Below are 16,720 nucleotides of genomic sequence, written 5' to 3'. Positions count from 1 at the left end.
GTGACTGCCACATCGTGCCCCGGCCTAACGGCATGCGGTGCCGCCACACCACGCGATAGTCGATTATTCATTGCTGCACAAAAGCTTTCACAGCGCATCCGCTGACCGGGATAGACTCCTATACCATCGACAGATGGTGGCAACAACGGAGATCACGACCGTCGGCGGAGTCGTCCGCGGTCACCGTGGCCGCCGCGTACTTCGCTGGCGGTCCATTCCCTATGCGGCTGCTCCGGTAGGGGAATTACGATTCCGCGCTCCGCAACCGGTCCGGCCATGGTCCGGAATCAGAGAGGCTACGGAGTTCACCTCCGCCGCGATGCAGCACCGAACCGGTGCGCGGATCGGGCTACGCGCCTACCAACCGACCAGCGAAGACGCGCTGACACTGAATATCACCGCACCTGCGATGCCTGCCAGGAACCCACGACCGGTGCTGGTCTTCATCCACGGCGGCGGCTATCGCATCGGCACCTCCGCGCTGCCCCTGTATTCGGGCGAGCGGCTGGCGGCGCGCGGCGATGTAGTCGTGGTGTCTCTGAATTACCGACTGGGTATCTTCGGCTATGTCGACTTCGGCGAATTCGGCACACCGGACCACCCGTTCGACTCCAATCTGGGCCTGCGTGACCAGGTTGCCGCGCTGCAGTGGATACACGCCAATATCGCGGCCTTCAGTGGCGACCCGGACAATGTGACGGTCTTCGGTGAGTCGGCCGGGGCACACGCCGTGCTCAGCCTGCTGGCGACTCCAGCCGCAAAAGGCCTGTTCCGCCGAGCCATCGCCCAGAGCGCGCCTGCCGACTGGGCAATGACCAGAGAGGAGGCCCGCGCCTTCGCTCGCCGCTGTATCGCGGCTCTGGGCGCCACGCCGGACACGGCCCACGCCATATTGCGCACCGCGCCTGCCAACGACATCCGCCGTGCAGGCGATCGCACCATAAACCAGGTGGTGCGTGGACAGCCGGGCGTATTCCCGGCCTGTCCGGTCACGGATGGCGAGTTCCTGCCACGCGCTCCTATCGACGCGATCGTCGAGGGCTCAGCGCACCGGGTGCCACTGATCATCGGAACGAACCGAGACGAAGGCACACTGTTCGCCAAACCCGGCGATTGGCTACCCACCACACCGGACCGGCTCCGCGCAGCCCTCGCTCGCTCCGGCGCGGCCGCCGAATCGCGCATCGCCGGGGTCTACCCCGGCTACCCGCACGCGAAGGCCGCGATACGCGCGGGCGGCGACTTCACCTTCTGGCGACCTTCGCTGACTATCATGGAAGGCCACAGTCGACACGCACCGACTTACGCCTACCGGTACGACTTCGCCCCACGGACCTTGCGTATGGCCGGGCTCGGCGCCACGCACGCGAGCGACCTCATCCCGGTGTTCGGCGTCGACGGCTCCTTGTTCGGCCGAGCACTCACCGCAGCGGGTGGTCGACGAGGGCTGCGGGTGGTCACCGACCAGTTCCAGGACAACTGGCTCGCCTTCGCCCGCACCGGTGCTCCGCTGCCCTCTTGGCCCGCCTATACCGAAGCCAGGAAATCCACCTTGATCATCGACCTCCCCCTTCGTGTGGAACACGATCCGGATCAAGCGAAAAGGCTTGCCTGGCAAGGTGTCCGGGTACCCACATTGGTCTGTTAGCGCCGGACGACACGGCTACCCGAGGTTGGACGGTCTCGATCACGCTCTCTGATACCGACCTCGACCGAACAGCGGCACCGATAACCTGCCAGTTCGTCCCGGGCAAAGCGGCTCATACACCACGGCGCAAGAGATAGATGTCCATGATCCAGCCCTTGCGCGCACGCAACTCAGTACGACAGCGGACTATCTCGTCACCTACCGCAGGCAGTGGTCCTTCGATCAGTGTCTCGTCCGGCATGCCGAGATAGGCACCCCACCAGATGTACACATCGTCATCGGGAAGCGTGCTGAACGAACAGTCGCCATCCAGCATCACCAACGCGTTCTCGGCACCGAGTCCCTCCTGGCGCAAGCGACGACCAGTGGTGATCCACATCGGTTCCCCGATTCCGTGCAGTATGATGCGATGCCGCGCGGCCAGGGCCTGCGCGCTGGTGATGCCAGGAATCACCTCGTGGTCGAAGCTCACTACACCGCGATCGAGCACCCGCTCGATCATCCGCAGCGTGCTGTCATACAGCGCGGGGTCGCCCCAAACCAGAATGCCCCCGACCCCGTCGACTTCGGCAAAGGCCGATTCCAGCAATGCCGACCTGCGATCGTGCCAGTTCTCGACGACATCCAGATAGTCGGCGGGCGCCCGATCACGCGGGGGATCGGCGATCGGCACCATCCGGTACGACCGGTCCAGGTGTGCGTCCAGAATCGCGGTCCGCACATCGACCAGCTCCCGTGTGGCCTCGCCCTTGCCGATAACGAAGAACGTGTCCACCTGCCGCATGGCCTTGAGCGCCTGTACAGTGACCTGATCCGGATCACCGGCGCCGATCCCGATGACATAGAGCTTGCGCATGGAGCCGAGCTTGCCAGGTCGGCGCACGACTAGAGTTGTCAGGCGTGGCCTATGACCCGCACGAAACGGCTTGCCCATCCGATACTCAGTACGAGGACCTGCTGCGGCTGGTGCTGGCATCCGGCACGCGCAAAGCCGATCGCACCGGGACCGGGACTCGGAGCATCTTCGGTCATCAGTTGCGTTACGACCTCTCGGCCGGCTTTCCACTGATCACCACTAAAAAGGTCCATCTGAAGTCGATCGTCTACGAGTTGCTGTGGTTTCTGCGCGGCGACTCCAATATCGGCTGGCTCCGCGAGCACGGCGTCACCATCTGGGACGAATGGGCAGATACCGATGGCGAGCTCGGACCGGTCTACGGCGTGCAGTGGCGGTCATGGCCGACACCGAACGGTACCTATATCGATCAGATCACCCAAGTCTTGCAGACGCTGCGCACCGATCCGGATTCCCGCCGTATGATCGTATCCGCCTGGAATGTGGCCGAGTTGGACAAAATGGCGCTCGCCCCCTGCCATGCGTTCTTCCAGTTCTATGTGGCCGATGGCACCCTGTCCTGTCAGCTCTACCAACGCAGCGCCGATCTGTTCCTCGGTTTGCCATTCAATATCGCCAGCTATGCGCTGCTGACCCACATGGTCGCCCAGCAAGCTGGACTCGCACCCGGCGATTTCGTCTGGACCGGTGGCGACTGCCATATATACGATAATCACCTCGACCAGGTCACCGAGCAACTGACCCGCGACCCCTACCCGTTTCCGGCACTGCGTCTGCGGTCAGCGCCGACCCTATTCGACTACCACTACCCGGACGTGGAAGTGGTCGGCTACCGGCACCACCCGGCTATCAAGGCCCCGGTGGCAGTATGAGCCGCACCATCGGGCTGATCTGGGCGCAAACCCTGAATGGAGTGATCGGGTTCGGCAATGCCATCCCGTGGCGGCTACCCGAGGACATGCAGCATTTCAAGGACGTCACCTGGGGCCATCCCGTGGTGATGGGCAGGCGGACCTGGGATTCGCTGCCGCCGAGATTCCGGCCACTGGCCGGTCGACGCAATATCGTAGTGACCGGACAACCCGGCTGGTCTGCCGACGGCGCCGAGCGTGCCGGTTCAGTGCCGGAAGCGCTCGACCGGTGCTCCCCGGATACCGTCTGGGTGGCTGGTGGTGGTCAAATCTATCGCACCGCTCTGAATTCCGCGACCGACCTGTGCGTCACCGAGATCGATGCCACGATCGAAGGCGATGCCTTTGCCCCACCGATCGGACCGGAATGGGACCCCGATGCCCCGGAGCCTTGGCGCACGTCGACTACTGGACTGCGCTTCCGTATTCGGCGTTACCGCCGAGCGCGATTCTAGTGGCGATGGTCTCGAGATCGATCGTCGATACGCGGCACCAGACGGTGCGCGCCGGAATACGAACGGATCACCATGCGTGATTTCCAACTGCCCGGTCGTTCGGTCGCGCTGGGGCGCCATGGAGCCGCCGCCACATCGCACGGCCTCGCCACTGTCACCGCTATCGATATCTTGGGCCGTGGTGGCAACGCGGCCGACGCCGCGATCGCCGCATGCGCGGTGCAATGTGTGGTCGAGCCGGGTTCCACCGGTATCGGCGGCGACAACTTCGTTCTCTACGCCCCATCCGGAGCCGATACTGCCGAGGGCCGCAAGGTATACGGCCTGAACGGTTCTGGTCGTGCACCGAGCGGACTTGACGTCGACTTCCTGTTACGCCAAGGCATCAGGAAAATCGCGCGCACCTCACCCCATGCCGTCACCATTCCCGGAGCGGTCGACTCCTGGAGCAAGCTGAACCAACGTTTCGGCACTCTGCCGCTGGGCGAACTGCTGCGACCGGCCATCGACTACGCCGAGCAGGGCTTCCCCGTCACTGAGCGAGTCGCCTTCGACTGGCACTGTAACGCGGCGGCACTACAGGGCGATCCGAATACTGCCCGCATGTGGTTGGTCCGCGGCGCGGCACCCCGATACGGGGAGCTCTTCCGGCAACCCGAATACGCGAAGGTGCTTCGCCAGATCGCGACCAGAGGCCGTGATGGCTTCTACACCGGTTGGGTAGCCGAAGATATCGTCGATTACCTGCGCAGCATCGGAGGCACCCATACGCTGGAAGACTTCGCCACCCAGGAAGCCTTCTGGGTGGATCCGATCTCGTCCACCTATCGGGGGGTCGAGCTATTCGAGATCCCCCCCAGCGGCGCCGGCATCACCACACTGCTGATGCTCAACATTCTGAGCGGGTTCGATCTGACCAGATACGATCCAGTCGGAGTCGAGCGATTCCATCTCGAGGCCGAGGCCACACGCCTCGCCTTTCACGCACGCGACACCTTCGTCGCCGATCCTGCCTTCAGCGAGGTGCCGATCCAGAAACTTCTGTCGATGGGCTTCGCCGACGAGCTGCGGTCCCGAATCGAGATGAAGAAAACGCTGCGCATGCCATATCCGGCGCGAAGCACAACTGGTCGCGACACGGTGTATCTGACCGTGGTCGATACCGAGGGTAACGCGTGTTCCTTCGTCAACTCACTGTTCTGGCCATACGGAACCTGCTTGTGCAGCCCTGAGACCGGTGTGCTGCTGCACAATCGTGGCTGCGGCTTCAAGATCGAGCCCGGCCACAGGAACTGCGTCGAACCATTCAAACGGCCGCTGCACACCATCATCCCGGCCATGGTATTGAAAGACGGCGCACCATGGCTGTCGTACGGCGTCGTGGGCGGCGCATTCCAGCCGGTCGGCCAAACCCACGTACTGACCAATATCCTCGACTTCGGGATGAACGTGCAAGAAGCCCTCGACTGCGCACGTGGCTTCCACATCTCAGGCCATTTCGAAGCCGAGCGCGGTATACGCGAGGATGTACTGGCAGGTCTGGCCGATCTTGGGCACCGAGTCGAGCGGGCACAGATGCCACACGGAGGCGGCCAAGCCATCCTGATCGACCGCGGCAGTGGGGTACTGCAAGCCGGCTCGGACCCACGCAAAGACGGATGCGCCCTCGCCTACTGAGCATTCCATCTCGGTGCTGTCATTGTGTCGAGCCGTTACAGTCCGCCACACTGTGCCCGGATCGACCCGACCTGCGTGCGCTGTACGCCGGGCAGAGGTGGATTCCTTGCGCACTAGCTATAGTTCGAACACGGACCGCGTACACTTAGCGCAAAGGTAGGGTCGTGCAGCACTGCGCCGACCGCGGAACGCGACACTTGGTCGACTGGTGCGACCGCACGCCGCGGCGGTCTAGAGCATGTTCGCCATCGCACGATGGCCGAGCCTCTGCCATCCCCGCCTCGTGCATCGCGATCAGGTCGGCATAGGCTGCGGTGATCTGCGAAAGGCGGTCTCCCATGGACAAGAAATCCCTGACTGCGGTCGCGCGCCAACAGCTGAAACTGGCCGCCACCGCAACAAGCGGGCGTAGTTCGCAAACCATCCATGGCGGGCATACCCATGCCCTACGGCAAACGGTGGTCGCCTTGATCGCTGGACAGAGTCTCGCCGAGCACGACAATGCGGGCGAGGCCACCCTGCTGGTACTCAGCGGCACACTGACGCTGATCAGCGGCGTCAACGAATGGAAGGGGTCGGCGGGCGACCTGCTCGTGCTGCCCAGGGCCCGCCACAGTGTCGAAGCGCTCGATGATGTCGCGTTCCTGCTGACCGTAGTCAAGTACTGACAGGCAGCGTCTCTGTGGGCTTCCGATAAGACGATCACGCTGCTGCCGGAGAGAAACGCCATGGGGTGTTTCTACTCCAGGACGGTAACGTACTGGAGTAAAGCACCAGAGGCAGGTAGATGAATGACAACGGTGCGGGCAGGCGTGGTGCCGACACCGCGCGCGGCGCTTTACAGCGCGCTCGGCATTCTGGCGACCGTAACGATTTGCGGCGCGTTCGTCGCCACGTTCGGAGTGAACCGAGTGTTCACCGGACTGCTGGCCGGTGCGGTAGTCGGCGTCGCGGTGTCGGTCGCGCTGTTCACCAGGGACGCGGTGGTGCTCACCGAGCAAGTTATCTACCGGCGTACGCCATGGACTGTCGATAGCATCCCCTGGGATCGCGTGCTAGCCGGTCGCTTCACCCTCGACGAACGCGCCCGTTGGGCGTTGGCACTGGATCTGTCCAGTAGCGACGAAACACACGGCGAGCTGGTCTTACTCTCCATACCACCGGTAGTTCGTCCGGTCTCGGGTGCCTATGATCTGCGCAAACGCGATCAGATCGCAGAGATCCGGGCGATGTTGCGCGGTAAACGGATTCCAGTGACCGTGCTCCCGCAGATCGCGAGCGCGCTACAAGAACACTGGCAAATCGCACCGCCTGCCCGGTGAGGTATGTCGACACGTTACCCGCGCTCCGTGCACGCGAGCGACCGATCACGCCGAGCGCTCCAGGAACGCGATCACCCCCTGTGCTCATGCATTTTCCACCACAGTGAGTTGCCGTCTATCCCAGCGAGTGCAGCGACCAGGGCACCGTCTCCAACCGCGTCACCGCAACAGGTCCGTCCATCCGATTCGTCTTGGATCCGGTCGTGAATTCGGGATCGGTCCCTATGATGACCCGGCCTTCGCTGTTGACCAGCACCACCCGCTGACCAAATGCCTGGAATCGAGGAAGTAACGCTTCCTCGATCGCGGTGACCGGCACATCGGCACCTGCGATACCGAGAAAAGTTCCCGATCCGGTCATAACCGGTATCGTGAACGTGCAGACGTACTCATCAGTACATGCGTAATCGATATACGGCCCCTGTACCCATCGACGGCCCTGATCACGCGGGACCGCGAACCAGGCCTTGCGGGCGTAATCGTAGAAGTATTCAGTGCCAGGGTTCAATTCCAGCAGCAGACGTTGCAGTCCGCTCCGCACGTCTGGAAGCCACCACTCCGCGCACCGGAGACAATCCCGCAGAACCCCATGAGCCATGAATACGCCCGCGCCGTTGAACAGCTTCTCATGCCGTCCGAGCTCAACAGCAATGATCTCGCGTATAGGTACCAGATCGGTCGACCGAAGAGCGGACTGCGACCGCTCGGCGAGCCGATCCCACAGAGTCGTCAACTCGGTCCCGATATTCGCCAGCGAAAGGTATACCTCCTCGGCCAATTCTGTGACTGAGGAGACGAGTGCTCCGATTATCATCGGAGTGGAGAAATCGTCAGTGTCCCTCAACGATTGCGGAGCTCCAAACGTAGGGCGACGAGGCGTCGGATACGTGCCTCTATATGTGATTCTGCCAGCTTCCGCGCCCGGACCTCATCTTCCTGTTCGATCGCTTCCACCAGGTCACGATGAGCAGTTGCTTCGTACGCCGGGACCAGGCTCAGCTGCGGCAGCCAGAGCAGAGTGGAGAGTTCGATCTGCAAACCCACCTCGGCACGAGTCAGTCGAGTCGACTGTGCGCACACCGCCATTTCGATATGAAAGCGGCTGTCAGCCCGACGCGCCGAGGCGAGATCGACACTTTCCTTCAGTCGATCGGTCAGAGCACGAAGCCAGTGTACATCCTCCGGCAACCCGCGTCGCGCGGCGAAGACAACAGCTGCCCCGGTAACAGCGAAGTACTCATCCCCCAGATCGCGCAACTGCCGTATGCTCATTCGCCGCAACCGAGATAGCGATGTACCCTCCAGCACTCCCGCCGAACCGCTGATAAAGCTGCCGCCGCCGCGTCCACGTTTGGTGTGCACGATTCCTTGCTGTCGGAGCACAGCCAGCCCTTCTCTCAGGGTCATCGTCGAGACGCCCAGCTGATCAGCGAGAACGTTCTCGCTGGGCAACTGCTGGCCGTCGACCATCACACCGAGGCTGATCGCCGCGGACAGTCTCTGCACCACGGCCTCGGTTTTCGGACCGCCCCCATCGAGAGGGGACAACACCGCGCCGAGCGCGGTCAATCCGACGCTCTCCTGATGAGACAACACGACTCCTCGGAAGTGGGGCCGCCAATTCTGGCCTATAAAGAATTCAATTATGAAGATTTCAACTATGAACTATGAACTATGAACTTATATGAACAATACTCGCAGTCCAGCCGGAACCCGGAGCCAGGTCATTGCATTCGCAACCATCTAGTGATAACCGGTAAGCGCAGTGCACAAACGTCGACTTCCCTCCCAAGAGCGGCCGGATCGGCGATTTGCCTGGTTATGTCTCGCCTAACCACAGCTACCACGACACGATCGGATAAACTGAATTTAACGGGATCATTACGGAAGTAATTCTTGAACTATGAAATCTGATATCTTATGTTCAGAACAGCGGAAGTTGGTCTTATGTTCAGAACAACGGAAGCTGGTCTCCGAGCACTGCGTCGCCGCATCACAACCGAAGCGGGAACTCTCCGGGTCGAAGAACCTGATCAGCTCTAGGGAGCACCCACGAGGACATGTTCGCGACGATGTCGAGCCACGAGACGATGACAGATGACCGAGTACAGCCACTCGACCATGGCCGCGGCATGGGGCATGGCCGGGATGGAGATACGACGATGGAGTATCGGCAATGGGTGACACGCACCAGACGGAGGTCGACGGACTGCGTGCGACGTGGCACGTGGATCAACATCATCTGATCGCAATTGTCACTGTGGACAATGCATCCGATACCTCTCCCGTAGCATCCTTCGGTCCCGGAGACTACCCGGATCTCGCACAGGCGCGAGAACTGTTTCCGGAACTGAAAAGGCTATGGGATGCGGTCCGTCATGAATTCTGGACGAAACTCATCCCGCCTCCAACACCCAAAGGTCGAGCAGCATAACTCCGGAATCGGCTTTCTCCGGGCAATTCTCCGCACGTAATGTAACAGTCCGATAACAACACAAACTGAGGAGCCTCTCGTCGCGACAAGGCTCCCTATGCGGGCCCGCCGGTAGAAGGCATGCGGTCAGACCTGTGGCCGCATGCCCTCGTGCTACTACTCCGCGATCACGATCGTGATCTGCGCACCGACCGCGTCGGTCGGGTCACCAGGCGCGACGAACCAGTGGGTCACCTCGCCATCGACCAGATCGCTGCCGAGATCACCGCTCGGCAGAACCGAGACAGCGCCCGCGGTGGCCGAGACCAAGAACTCCAGCAATGCCGCGCGGCCGGATCCGGCGGCGGTGAACGTGGTCGACTCGTAGTCGATCTTGTACTCCTCGCATACCCGTTCGGACTGGTCGAGCGCCTCGGTCTGGGAAAGTACGACAACCTCACCCGCCGCGACGAAGATGAACGCCGGGTGCGTCTCGCCGAGCGGGCGTACCCGATCGGCGTAGGACACCGGGTGCGACGGCGTGGTGGCCAGATCCTGTTCCACCTGCGGGTCGCTGAGCGCTACCCAGCGGATCTCGCTGTCGGCTCTGGATGCCATCGTGATCCCATACGTGGCCCGCGCGGCGGACAGCTCATCCGCCGTGAGTCCGCCTGCGAGCAGGCACGCCGCACCGGCCTTCTGCACCGCCCACACCGCGACGACCTGATCCACCGAACGCGCGAGCGCGACCGCGACAACATCACCCGGTCCCGCACCGCGTTCGATCAGCAGCCTGGCCAACTGCGCGGACCGCCGATCCAATACGTGGTAGGCGATCTCCTCGTCTCCGGCCAGCAAAGCGAGCGCTTCCGGGTCCTCCTCGACGACCTCGGCGAGCACCTTGGCCACTGTGCGCGCACCTACCCGGCCGACCAGCTCCGGCGCTGAGGCCGATACGGCAACCCCGGATTCGGCCAGCAGCCGAGCCCGCTCCTCTGTATCCAGGATGTCGATATCCCCGACCAGGACATCCGGATCGCCGTACAGTGCCTCCAGCACCCGCGCCAGTCGCCGCGCGAGGGACTCGACCTCCTCCGCGGTGAACCGGCTATCCAGATACTTCAGGGTGAGTTCGATCTTCGTCTCCGCGGCCACCAGCAACGTCATCGGATAATGCGTGGCGTCGTTGACGCCGACACCAGTCACCGACATGCCGTCGATCGAGCTGGCGGCCGAAATCGCTTCCTTGTCGATCGGATACGACTCGAACACCAGCAATGTGTCGAACAGGGGCACAACACCTGTGGAGTGACCGCCCCCGGTATTCGATTGCCAAGCCCGCTGGATATCGGTGAGCCCGACATAGTGATGCTCCAGCAGACTTGCCTGGTCGCTTTGTAACCGTCGCAGCAATGTTCCGATGTTCTCGCGGTCATCGATCCGCAGTCGGACTGGCAGCGTATTGATGAACAGCCCTACCATCGACTCGACACCAGGCAGCTCGGCCGGACGGCCGGACACCGTCGCCCCGAACACCACATCGCCACGGCCGGTGATACGGCCGAGCAGGATTCCCCAAGCCGCCTGCACGATCGTGTTCACCGTGACGCCGAGTTCGGCAGCGTGCCTGGTGAGTCGACGAGTGCGGTCGGCGTCGATCTCGGTGATCAGCTTGCCGATCTGGTAATTCTCCGCGGTTCGTGGCTGTACGGCCAGCTGCGTGGGTTCGGTGACACCGTCCAGCGCCGCCGACCACGCACGTAAGGAGGCATCCTGATCGTGGCCGGCCAGCCAGCCCAAGAAGTTACGGTAGGAAGTCATCCGCGGCAGCGCAGTCTGATCACCACGTACCGCGTACAGTACGAGCAGGTCTCGCATGAGCAGCGGCATCGACCAACCATCCAGCAGGATGTGGTGGGTCGTAATGGCCAGATGCCACTGCGCCACACCGCTGCGGAACAGTGTGAACCGCAGCAATGGTGGGGTGGACATGTCGAAATGTGTCGCCTGGTCGGCTGCGACTCGCTTGCGCAGTTCCTCGGTCCGCTGCTCGGCAGGCAGGTCAGTGAGGTCGACTTCGTGCCACGGCACTTCGACCCGATCCAGCACCACTTGCACGGCTTGCCCCTCGGAGTCGGCGACGAACGCAGTACGCAAGTTCGGGTACCGGTCGAGGATGCCCTGCGCCGCCGACCGCAGCCGAGCCACCTCCAGCGTGCCATCCAGATCCAACACGGCCTGCATCGTGTACACGTCCACGGTCGACTGGGTCAGCAATGCGTGGAACAGCAGACCCGACTGCAGCGGCGAGAGCGGCCACACCTCGGCAAGCGCCGGATAGGTGCGTTCCCACTGCGTGATGTCGCGCTGGCGCACTTGGACCAACGGCAGGTCCGACGGGGTGAAACCACCCGCGTCCGGCCGCCGTACGTGCACGGCCAGTGCGGCGAGCGCCTCGACCCAGAGATCGGCGAACTCCTGAACCTGTTCCTTGGTCAACAGGCCCACTGGGAAGGCGAACGACGCGCCCAGCTGCGGTCCCTCCGCGCCCTCTGAGACGATCGCGTTGATGTCGATCGTCGCGTTGGCCGGCATGTCGAGGTCCATATCGACATCCAACGTGCCGAGGTCGGTCACCGGTACCCAGCCGATCTCGGAGAGCTGCTCCGGAATCTCTCCTGCCGACACCCGGCCCAGGTAGTTGAAGCTGATCTGGGCAGTATCCGCACCCGAACCGGCAAGGGTTGCCGCGGTCTCCGGGTTCAGCTGCCGCAGCAGCCCGTATCCGAGGCCCTTGTCCGGTACCGCGAGCAACTGCTCCTTGACCGTTTTCACGATCTCGCCCAGCGCGGTGCCGCCTGCGAAAGCGTCCACCAGGTCCACATCGGTCAGCTCGAGCCGAACCGGGTAAGCAGTGGTGAACCAGCCCACGGTGCGCGACAGGTCCGCGCCGGGTACCACGTCCTCTTCTCGGCCGTGGCCTTCCAGCTTGACCAATACCGCCCGCTGATCATCTGCGATATTCGTGGTGCCGTGCGCTGCCGTCTGCCTGCCCGACACCGAGTTTTCACCACGCCAGCGGACAACTGCCAGCGCCAGCGCGGACAGCAATCCATCGTTCACTCCGCCGCGGTAACGCGTAGGGACGGCGGTGAGCACCGCGTCGGTGACCTCGGCGGGCACCGTGACCTCGACTCGCTCGACAGTCGCGAAAGTGTCGACCTTCGGATCGAATGCCCGTGCGCCGAGCAGCGGGTCCGATGTAGCCAAAACTTTCTGCCAGAACGGCAGCTCCGCGACCCGTTCCGGTGCGCGCGCCGCTTCGACCAGGCTGTGCGCCCAGCGTCGCATCGAAGTACCGACCGCGGGCAATGCCACCGGCTGACCGGCGACCAACTGCGACCAGGCGAGCGCGAGATCAGGGATCAAGATGCGCCAGGACACGCCATCGACCACGAAGTGGTGCGCGACAATCATCAACACATCGCGCCGCGGGCCGCGCTGCCCTGCGACGGCCGCCGTTTCCTGGTTCGCCTGCGTCGTGCCGAAGGCGAACCAGACGAACTGCGCCATGACGGCGTTCGCCGGATCGAGCCGGCCCAGCGCCGCGTCCATCGCCTCGGTGGCGACCTCGGTCAGCTCCGCATCATCGGTGTCGGCAGCCAACTCGATCCGGTGCACTAAGGCGTCGACGTCGACCTCGGCATGTGCGTCGACCTCGGCATGTGGCAGTGCCTCGAACGCCCAATCGGCGTCGGTACGGCGCAGGCGCGAACGAAGCACGTCGTGGTGGCCGAATACCGCCACGATCGTGGCGACCAGGGTTTCCCGGTCGATGTTCTCCGGCAACCGCAGCGCCATACTCTGAGAGAAACGCTGGTAGGTGGAGCCGCCATCAAGGATCTGCCGCAGGATCGGAGTCAGCGGAATCTCACCGACGCCACCACCTGGCAACTCGGGCAATGTCACCTTCGCGTCGTCGGCACCGAGCACGGCGATCTCTGCTAGTGCGGCGACAGTTCTACGTTCGAAGACATCTCGTGGGGTGAGGAGGATGCCTCGTGTTTTGGCGCGGGAGACGAGTTGGATCGACAGGATGCTGTCGCCGCCGAGGGCGAAGAACGAGTCGTCGGTGCCGATGTGTTCGGTGCCGAGTACTTCGGTGAATATTTCGGCGAGGGCGGTTTCGATCTCGGTGGCCGGGGCGCGGAATTCGCGGGGGGCCAGTTGGGGTCGGGGTAGTGCCTTGCGGTCGAGTTTCCCGACGGGGGTGAGCGGAACCTTGTCGATGACCATGATGGCGGTCGGCACCATATGTGGTGGCAGGCCGCGGGCGGCGTACTCGGTGATGTGTGCGGTGTCGATGTGCCTGCCTGGTGTGGGCAGCAGGTAGGACACCAGGATCGTCGCGCCTGCTTCGGTTCGGTGGCCGAGGGTGATGGCGTAGTCGATGTCGTCATGGCGGGCAAGCACCGCATCGATTTCGCCGAGTTCGACCCGGAACCCGCGGATCTTGACTTGGAAGTCCGCACGCCCGACATAGTCCAACTCCCAGCGCGGCGACTCCATGGTGGCTTCTGCCCGTTCGCTGGGTTCGGCGTACCAGCGCACGATGTCGCCGGTGCGGTACATGCGGGCGCCTTCATTGCTCCAGGGGTTGGCGACGAACCGGTCGGCGGTCAGGTCGGGTCGGTTGTGGTAGCCGCGGGCGAGTGCGCCACCGGCCAGGTACAACTCGCCTGCCACCCCCGGAGGTACCGGATTGAGTCGTTGATCCAGCACCAATGCGGTCATTCCGCGGACCGGACGCCCGATGGTGATCTGTCTGCCGGGAGTCAGGTGGGCGTAGGAAGAGATGATGGTGGTCTCGGTGGGACCGTATCCGTTGAAGTAGGTGCGGCCGGGCGCCCATCTGGCCAGCAGTTCCTGGGTGGTGACATCGCCACCGACCGACACCACCTCCAACGCCGCCAGCCCGTCGGGATCGACCGTGCCCAACACCGCGGGAGTGATGATCGTGTGGGTCACCGCCTCGCTGTGCAACAGCTGCGCCAGTTCCGGGCCACCGATAACGCTCGCGGGCACGATCACCAACGTCGCACCGGTGTAGGCGGTGCACAGCCATTCCAGCACCGACGGATCGAAGCTGGGAGAACAGATGTGCAGGAACCGGTGCTGCGGCCGCAGTTGATACAGATCGGTGGCTACACCGAGCAGTCCACCCATACCGGCGTGGGTGACAGTGACCCCCTTGGGCAGACCGGTCGACCCGGAGGTGTAGATCATGTACGCCGGATGCCGCATACACAGCGCGGTAACCCGGTCGGCGTCGGTGACCGGCGCGGCGGACTGGTCCGCGACCTGTTCGGCGAACCCGACCGCGTCGATACGCAACCACTCGACCTCGCTGGGCAACCGGTCGGTGTACTGCCCGGCGGTGATACCGAGCATCGCCCCTGAATCGGTGACCATGTGACGGATCCGGTCCAACGGGTAGGTCGGGTCGACCGGCACATGCGCACCACCGGCCTTCGCCACCGCCCAGAACGCAGCGACCGTCTCATACGAACGCGGCAACGCCAACGCCACAACCCGTTCCGGCCCCACCCCACGCGCGATGAGCACCCGCGCCAACCGCGAGGAATATTCATCCAACTCTCGATAGGTGATCGACCTGCCCGCATAACGCACCGCGACCTGCTGCGGATCCACACCCACACCACGCCGCAACAAATCCGGCAACAAACCAGTGGCCATCACCTGCTCACCATGCACATGAGTCAACTGCTGATACTCGACCGCATCCAGCAACAGCAGATCCCCCACCGGCATCGCCGGATCAGCCACGACCGCGGTCAACAACCGAGTGAACCGCTCAGCGAACACCCGCACCGTGTCCTCGTCGAACAAATCCCGCGCGAAGGAGAACTCCGCATACATCCCCCCCGCACCCGGATCCACCGCCGGGTCACCACCGAGTTCACGCACGGTCAGCGATAGATCGAACTTCGCGGTATCGACCTCGAAACCCACCCCATCGACCCGCAACCCGGGCAACTCGAAACCAGTCTCCGGCAGATTCTCGAACGACAACGCCACCTGGAACAACGGATGCCGCGCAGTGGAACGCTCCAGATCCAGCACCTCCACCAACCGCTCGAACGGCACATCCGCATGCGCGAACGCACGCAGATCAACATCCTTGGCCCCGGCCAGCAACTCCGTAAACGACGCACCCCCATCCACCCGCAACCGCAACACCAACATATTGACGAACATGCCGATCACGTCATCGAGCTCGGCCTCCCCACGCCCGGCCACCGGCGTACCGATCGCGATATCGTCGGTGCCCGACATCCGCGCCAAAAACACCGCCAACGCGGTATGCACCACCATGAACAACGTCGCGTTGTACTGCTTGGCCAACCCGACCAACGCCGCATGCACCTCGGCCTCGATCGGGAATGCCACACGCCCACCCGCGAACGACTGCGATACTGGACGCGGCCGATCAGCAGGCAAATTCAACTCATCCGGCAACCCAGCCAACGCCGCACGCCAATACCCGACCTGCTGAGAGAGCACACTGTCGGGATCGGTTTCGGCACCGAGTACCGCTCGCTGCCATACCGCGTAATCGGCGTACTGCACCGGCAACGGCGCCCATCCCGGTGCCTGCCCCATCGATCGTGCCGCGTACGCCACCATCACATCCCGAGTCAACGGCCCCATCGACCAACCATCCGCACTGATGTGATGCGCCACGAACACCAGGACGTACTCCCCCTCCCCCACCACAAACAACACAGCCCGCAACGGGACCTCGACAGTCACATCGAACCCAGCCGAAACCACCTCGACGATCCGCTCCCGCAACTGCCCGGCCGTCACCGGCCGCGGAGTCAGATCCGGCACCGCCCGCTCCACCGACACCACCAACTGATACGCCGCCCCACCCGACTGCGGATAAACAGTACGCAACACCTCATGCCTACCAACCACATCCACCACCGCCGCCTGCAACGCCACCACATCCAACACACCCGTCAACCGCACCGCGACCGGCACGTTATACACCGACGACGCCGTATCGAACTGATTCAAAAACCACATCCGCTGCTGCGCCAACGACAACGGCACCCGCTCCGGACGCGGCCCCGCCACCAACCCACGACGACCGCTCCCCACCTGCGACTGCACCCGCGCAGCCAACCCCACCACCGTCGACGCCTCGAACACCACCCGCACCGCGACCCGCGCATCCAACCCCGCACCGACCCGCGCAGCGACCTGCGTAGCCAACAACGAATTACCACCCAAATCGAAGAAATCATCATCCAACCCGACCCGCTCCACCCCCAACACCTCAACAAAAGCATCAGCCACAACCTGCTCGACCAACGTCGACGGCGCCCGAAACGCCCGCACCTCGAACTCC

At 63.3% G+C, this 16,720-nt stretch carries 10 protein-coding genes; 6 read left to right on the top strand and 4 right to left on the bottom strand.

What is annotated here, in order from left to right:
• Nucleotides 1-133: 133 nt before the first annotated feature.
• Nucleotides 134-1,648, top strand: a complete 1,515-nt coding sequence (locus ACX4ZE_RS11915) for a carboxylesterase/lipase family protein (RefSeq protein WP_480273442.1) — start codon at nt 134-136, stop codon at nt 1,646-1,648.
• Nucleotides 1,649-1,760: 112 nt separating this feature from the next.
• Here ACX4ZE_RS11915 and cobF read toward each other — a convergent pair whose 3' ends face one another.
• Nucleotides 1,761-2,504, bottom strand: a complete 744-nt coding sequence (cobF, locus tag ACX4ZE_RS11910) for a precorrin-6A synthase (deacetylating) (RefSeq protein WP_480273441.1) — start codon at nt 2,502-2,504, stop codon at nt 1,761-1,763.
• 44 nt (nt 2,505-2,548) lie between these two features.
• Between cobF and ACX4ZE_RS11905 the strand changes: the two genes are divergently transcribed.
• The 5 genes from ACX4ZE_RS11905 (at nt 2,549) to ACX4ZE_RS11885 (ending at nt 6,869) form a co-directional block, all read left to right on the top strand.
• The gene (locus ACX4ZE_RS11905) at nt 2,549-3,376 is read left to right on the top strand and encodes a thymidylate synthase (protein ID WP_480273440.1); all 828 of its coding nucleotides are present in this window, start codon (nt 2,549-2,551) and stop codon (nt 3,374-3,376) included.
• The gene (locus ACX4ZE_RS11900) at nt 3,373-3,870 is read left to right on the top strand and encodes a dihydrofolate reductase (RefSeq protein WP_480273439.1); all 498 of its coding nucleotides are present in this window, start codon (nt 3,373-3,375) and stop codon (nt 3,868-3,870) included. Before ACX4ZE_RS11905 ends, ACX4ZE_RS11900 begins: the two co-directional genes overlap by 4 nt.
• Nucleotides 3,871-3,942: 72 nt before the next feature.
• Nucleotides 3,943-5,547 (top strand): gamma-glutamyltransferase, encoded by a 1,605-nt coding sequence (gene ggt, locus ACX4ZE_RS11895; RefSeq protein ID WP_480273438.1) that lies wholly within the window; start codon nt 3,943-3,945, stop codon nt 5,545-5,547.
• A gap of 338 nt (nt 5,548-5,885) precedes the next feature.
• Nucleotides 5,886-6,215: a cupin domain-containing protein gene (locus ACX4ZE_RS11890; RefSeq protein WP_480273437.1), complete on the top strand. Its 330-nt coding sequence runs from the start codon at nt 5,886-5,888 to the stop codon at nt 6,213-6,215.
• A 123-nt stretch (nt 6,216-6,338) separates the two neighbouring features.
• A complete protein-coding gene (locus ACX4ZE_RS11885) occupies nt 6,339-6,869 on the top strand; it encodes a hypothetical protein (protein WP_480273436.1) in 531 nt (176 codons plus the stop codon).
• Between the two features lie 115 nt (nt 6,870-6,984).
• On the opposite strand, the gene ACX4ZE_RS11880 is transcribed toward ACX4ZE_RS11885, so the two are convergent.
• From ACX4ZE_RS11880 to ACX4ZE_RS11870, 3 genes are all read right to left on the bottom strand, one after another.
• Nucleotides 6,985-7,713 (bottom strand): cache domain-containing protein, encoded by a 729-nt coding sequence (locus ACX4ZE_RS11880; RefSeq protein WP_480273435.1) that lies wholly within the window; start codon nt 7,711-7,713, stop codon nt 6,985-6,987.
• Entirely contained in the window at nt 7,710-8,465 is a 756-nt protein-coding gene (locus tag ACX4ZE_RS11875; RefSeq protein WP_480273434.1) for a FadR/GntR family transcriptional regulator, read from the bottom strand. The genes ACX4ZE_RS11880 and ACX4ZE_RS11875 overlap by 4 nt, the downstream gene beginning before the upstream one ends.
• Nucleotides 8,466-9,459: 994 nt before the next feature.
• Nucleotides 9,460-16,720 (bottom strand): amino acid adenylation domain-containing protein (locus ACX4ZE_RS11870; protein ID WP_480273433.1); only part of this gene is annotated, 7,261 nt, incomplete at its 5' end.

It is taken from the genome of Nocardia sp. TBRC8007 (genome assembly GCF_056629435.1).
The sequence above is the reverse complement of the archived record's forward strand: the minus strand, read 5'-3'. Positions and strand labels throughout refer to the sequence as shown.

Bases quoted from the DNA above. Each gene is read 5' to 3' on its own strand.
- ACX4ZE_RS11915 (WP_480273442.1), top strand. From the start codon at position 134: ATGGTGGCAACAACGGAGATCACGACCGTCGGCGGAGTCGTCCGCGGT.
- cobF (WP_480273441.1), bottom strand. From the start codon at position 2,504: ATGCGCAAGCTCTATGTCATCGGGATCGGCGCCGGTGATCCGGATCAG.
- ACX4ZE_RS11890 (WP_480273437.1), top strand. From the start codon at position 5,886: ATGGACAAGAAATCCCTGACTGCGGTCGCGCGCCAACAGCTGAAACTG.
- ACX4ZE_RS11900 (WP_480273439.1), top strand. From the start codon at position 3,373: ATGAGCCGCACCATCGGGCTGATCTGGGCGCAAACCCTGAATGGAGTG.
- ACX4ZE_RS11885 (WP_480273436.1), top strand. From the start codon at position 6,339: ATGACAACGGTGCGGGCAGGCGTGGTGCCGACACCGCGCGCGGCGCTT.
- ggt (WP_480273438.1), top strand. From the start codon at position 3,943: ATGCGTGATTTCCAACTGCCCGGTCGTTCGGTCGCGCTGGGGCGCCAT.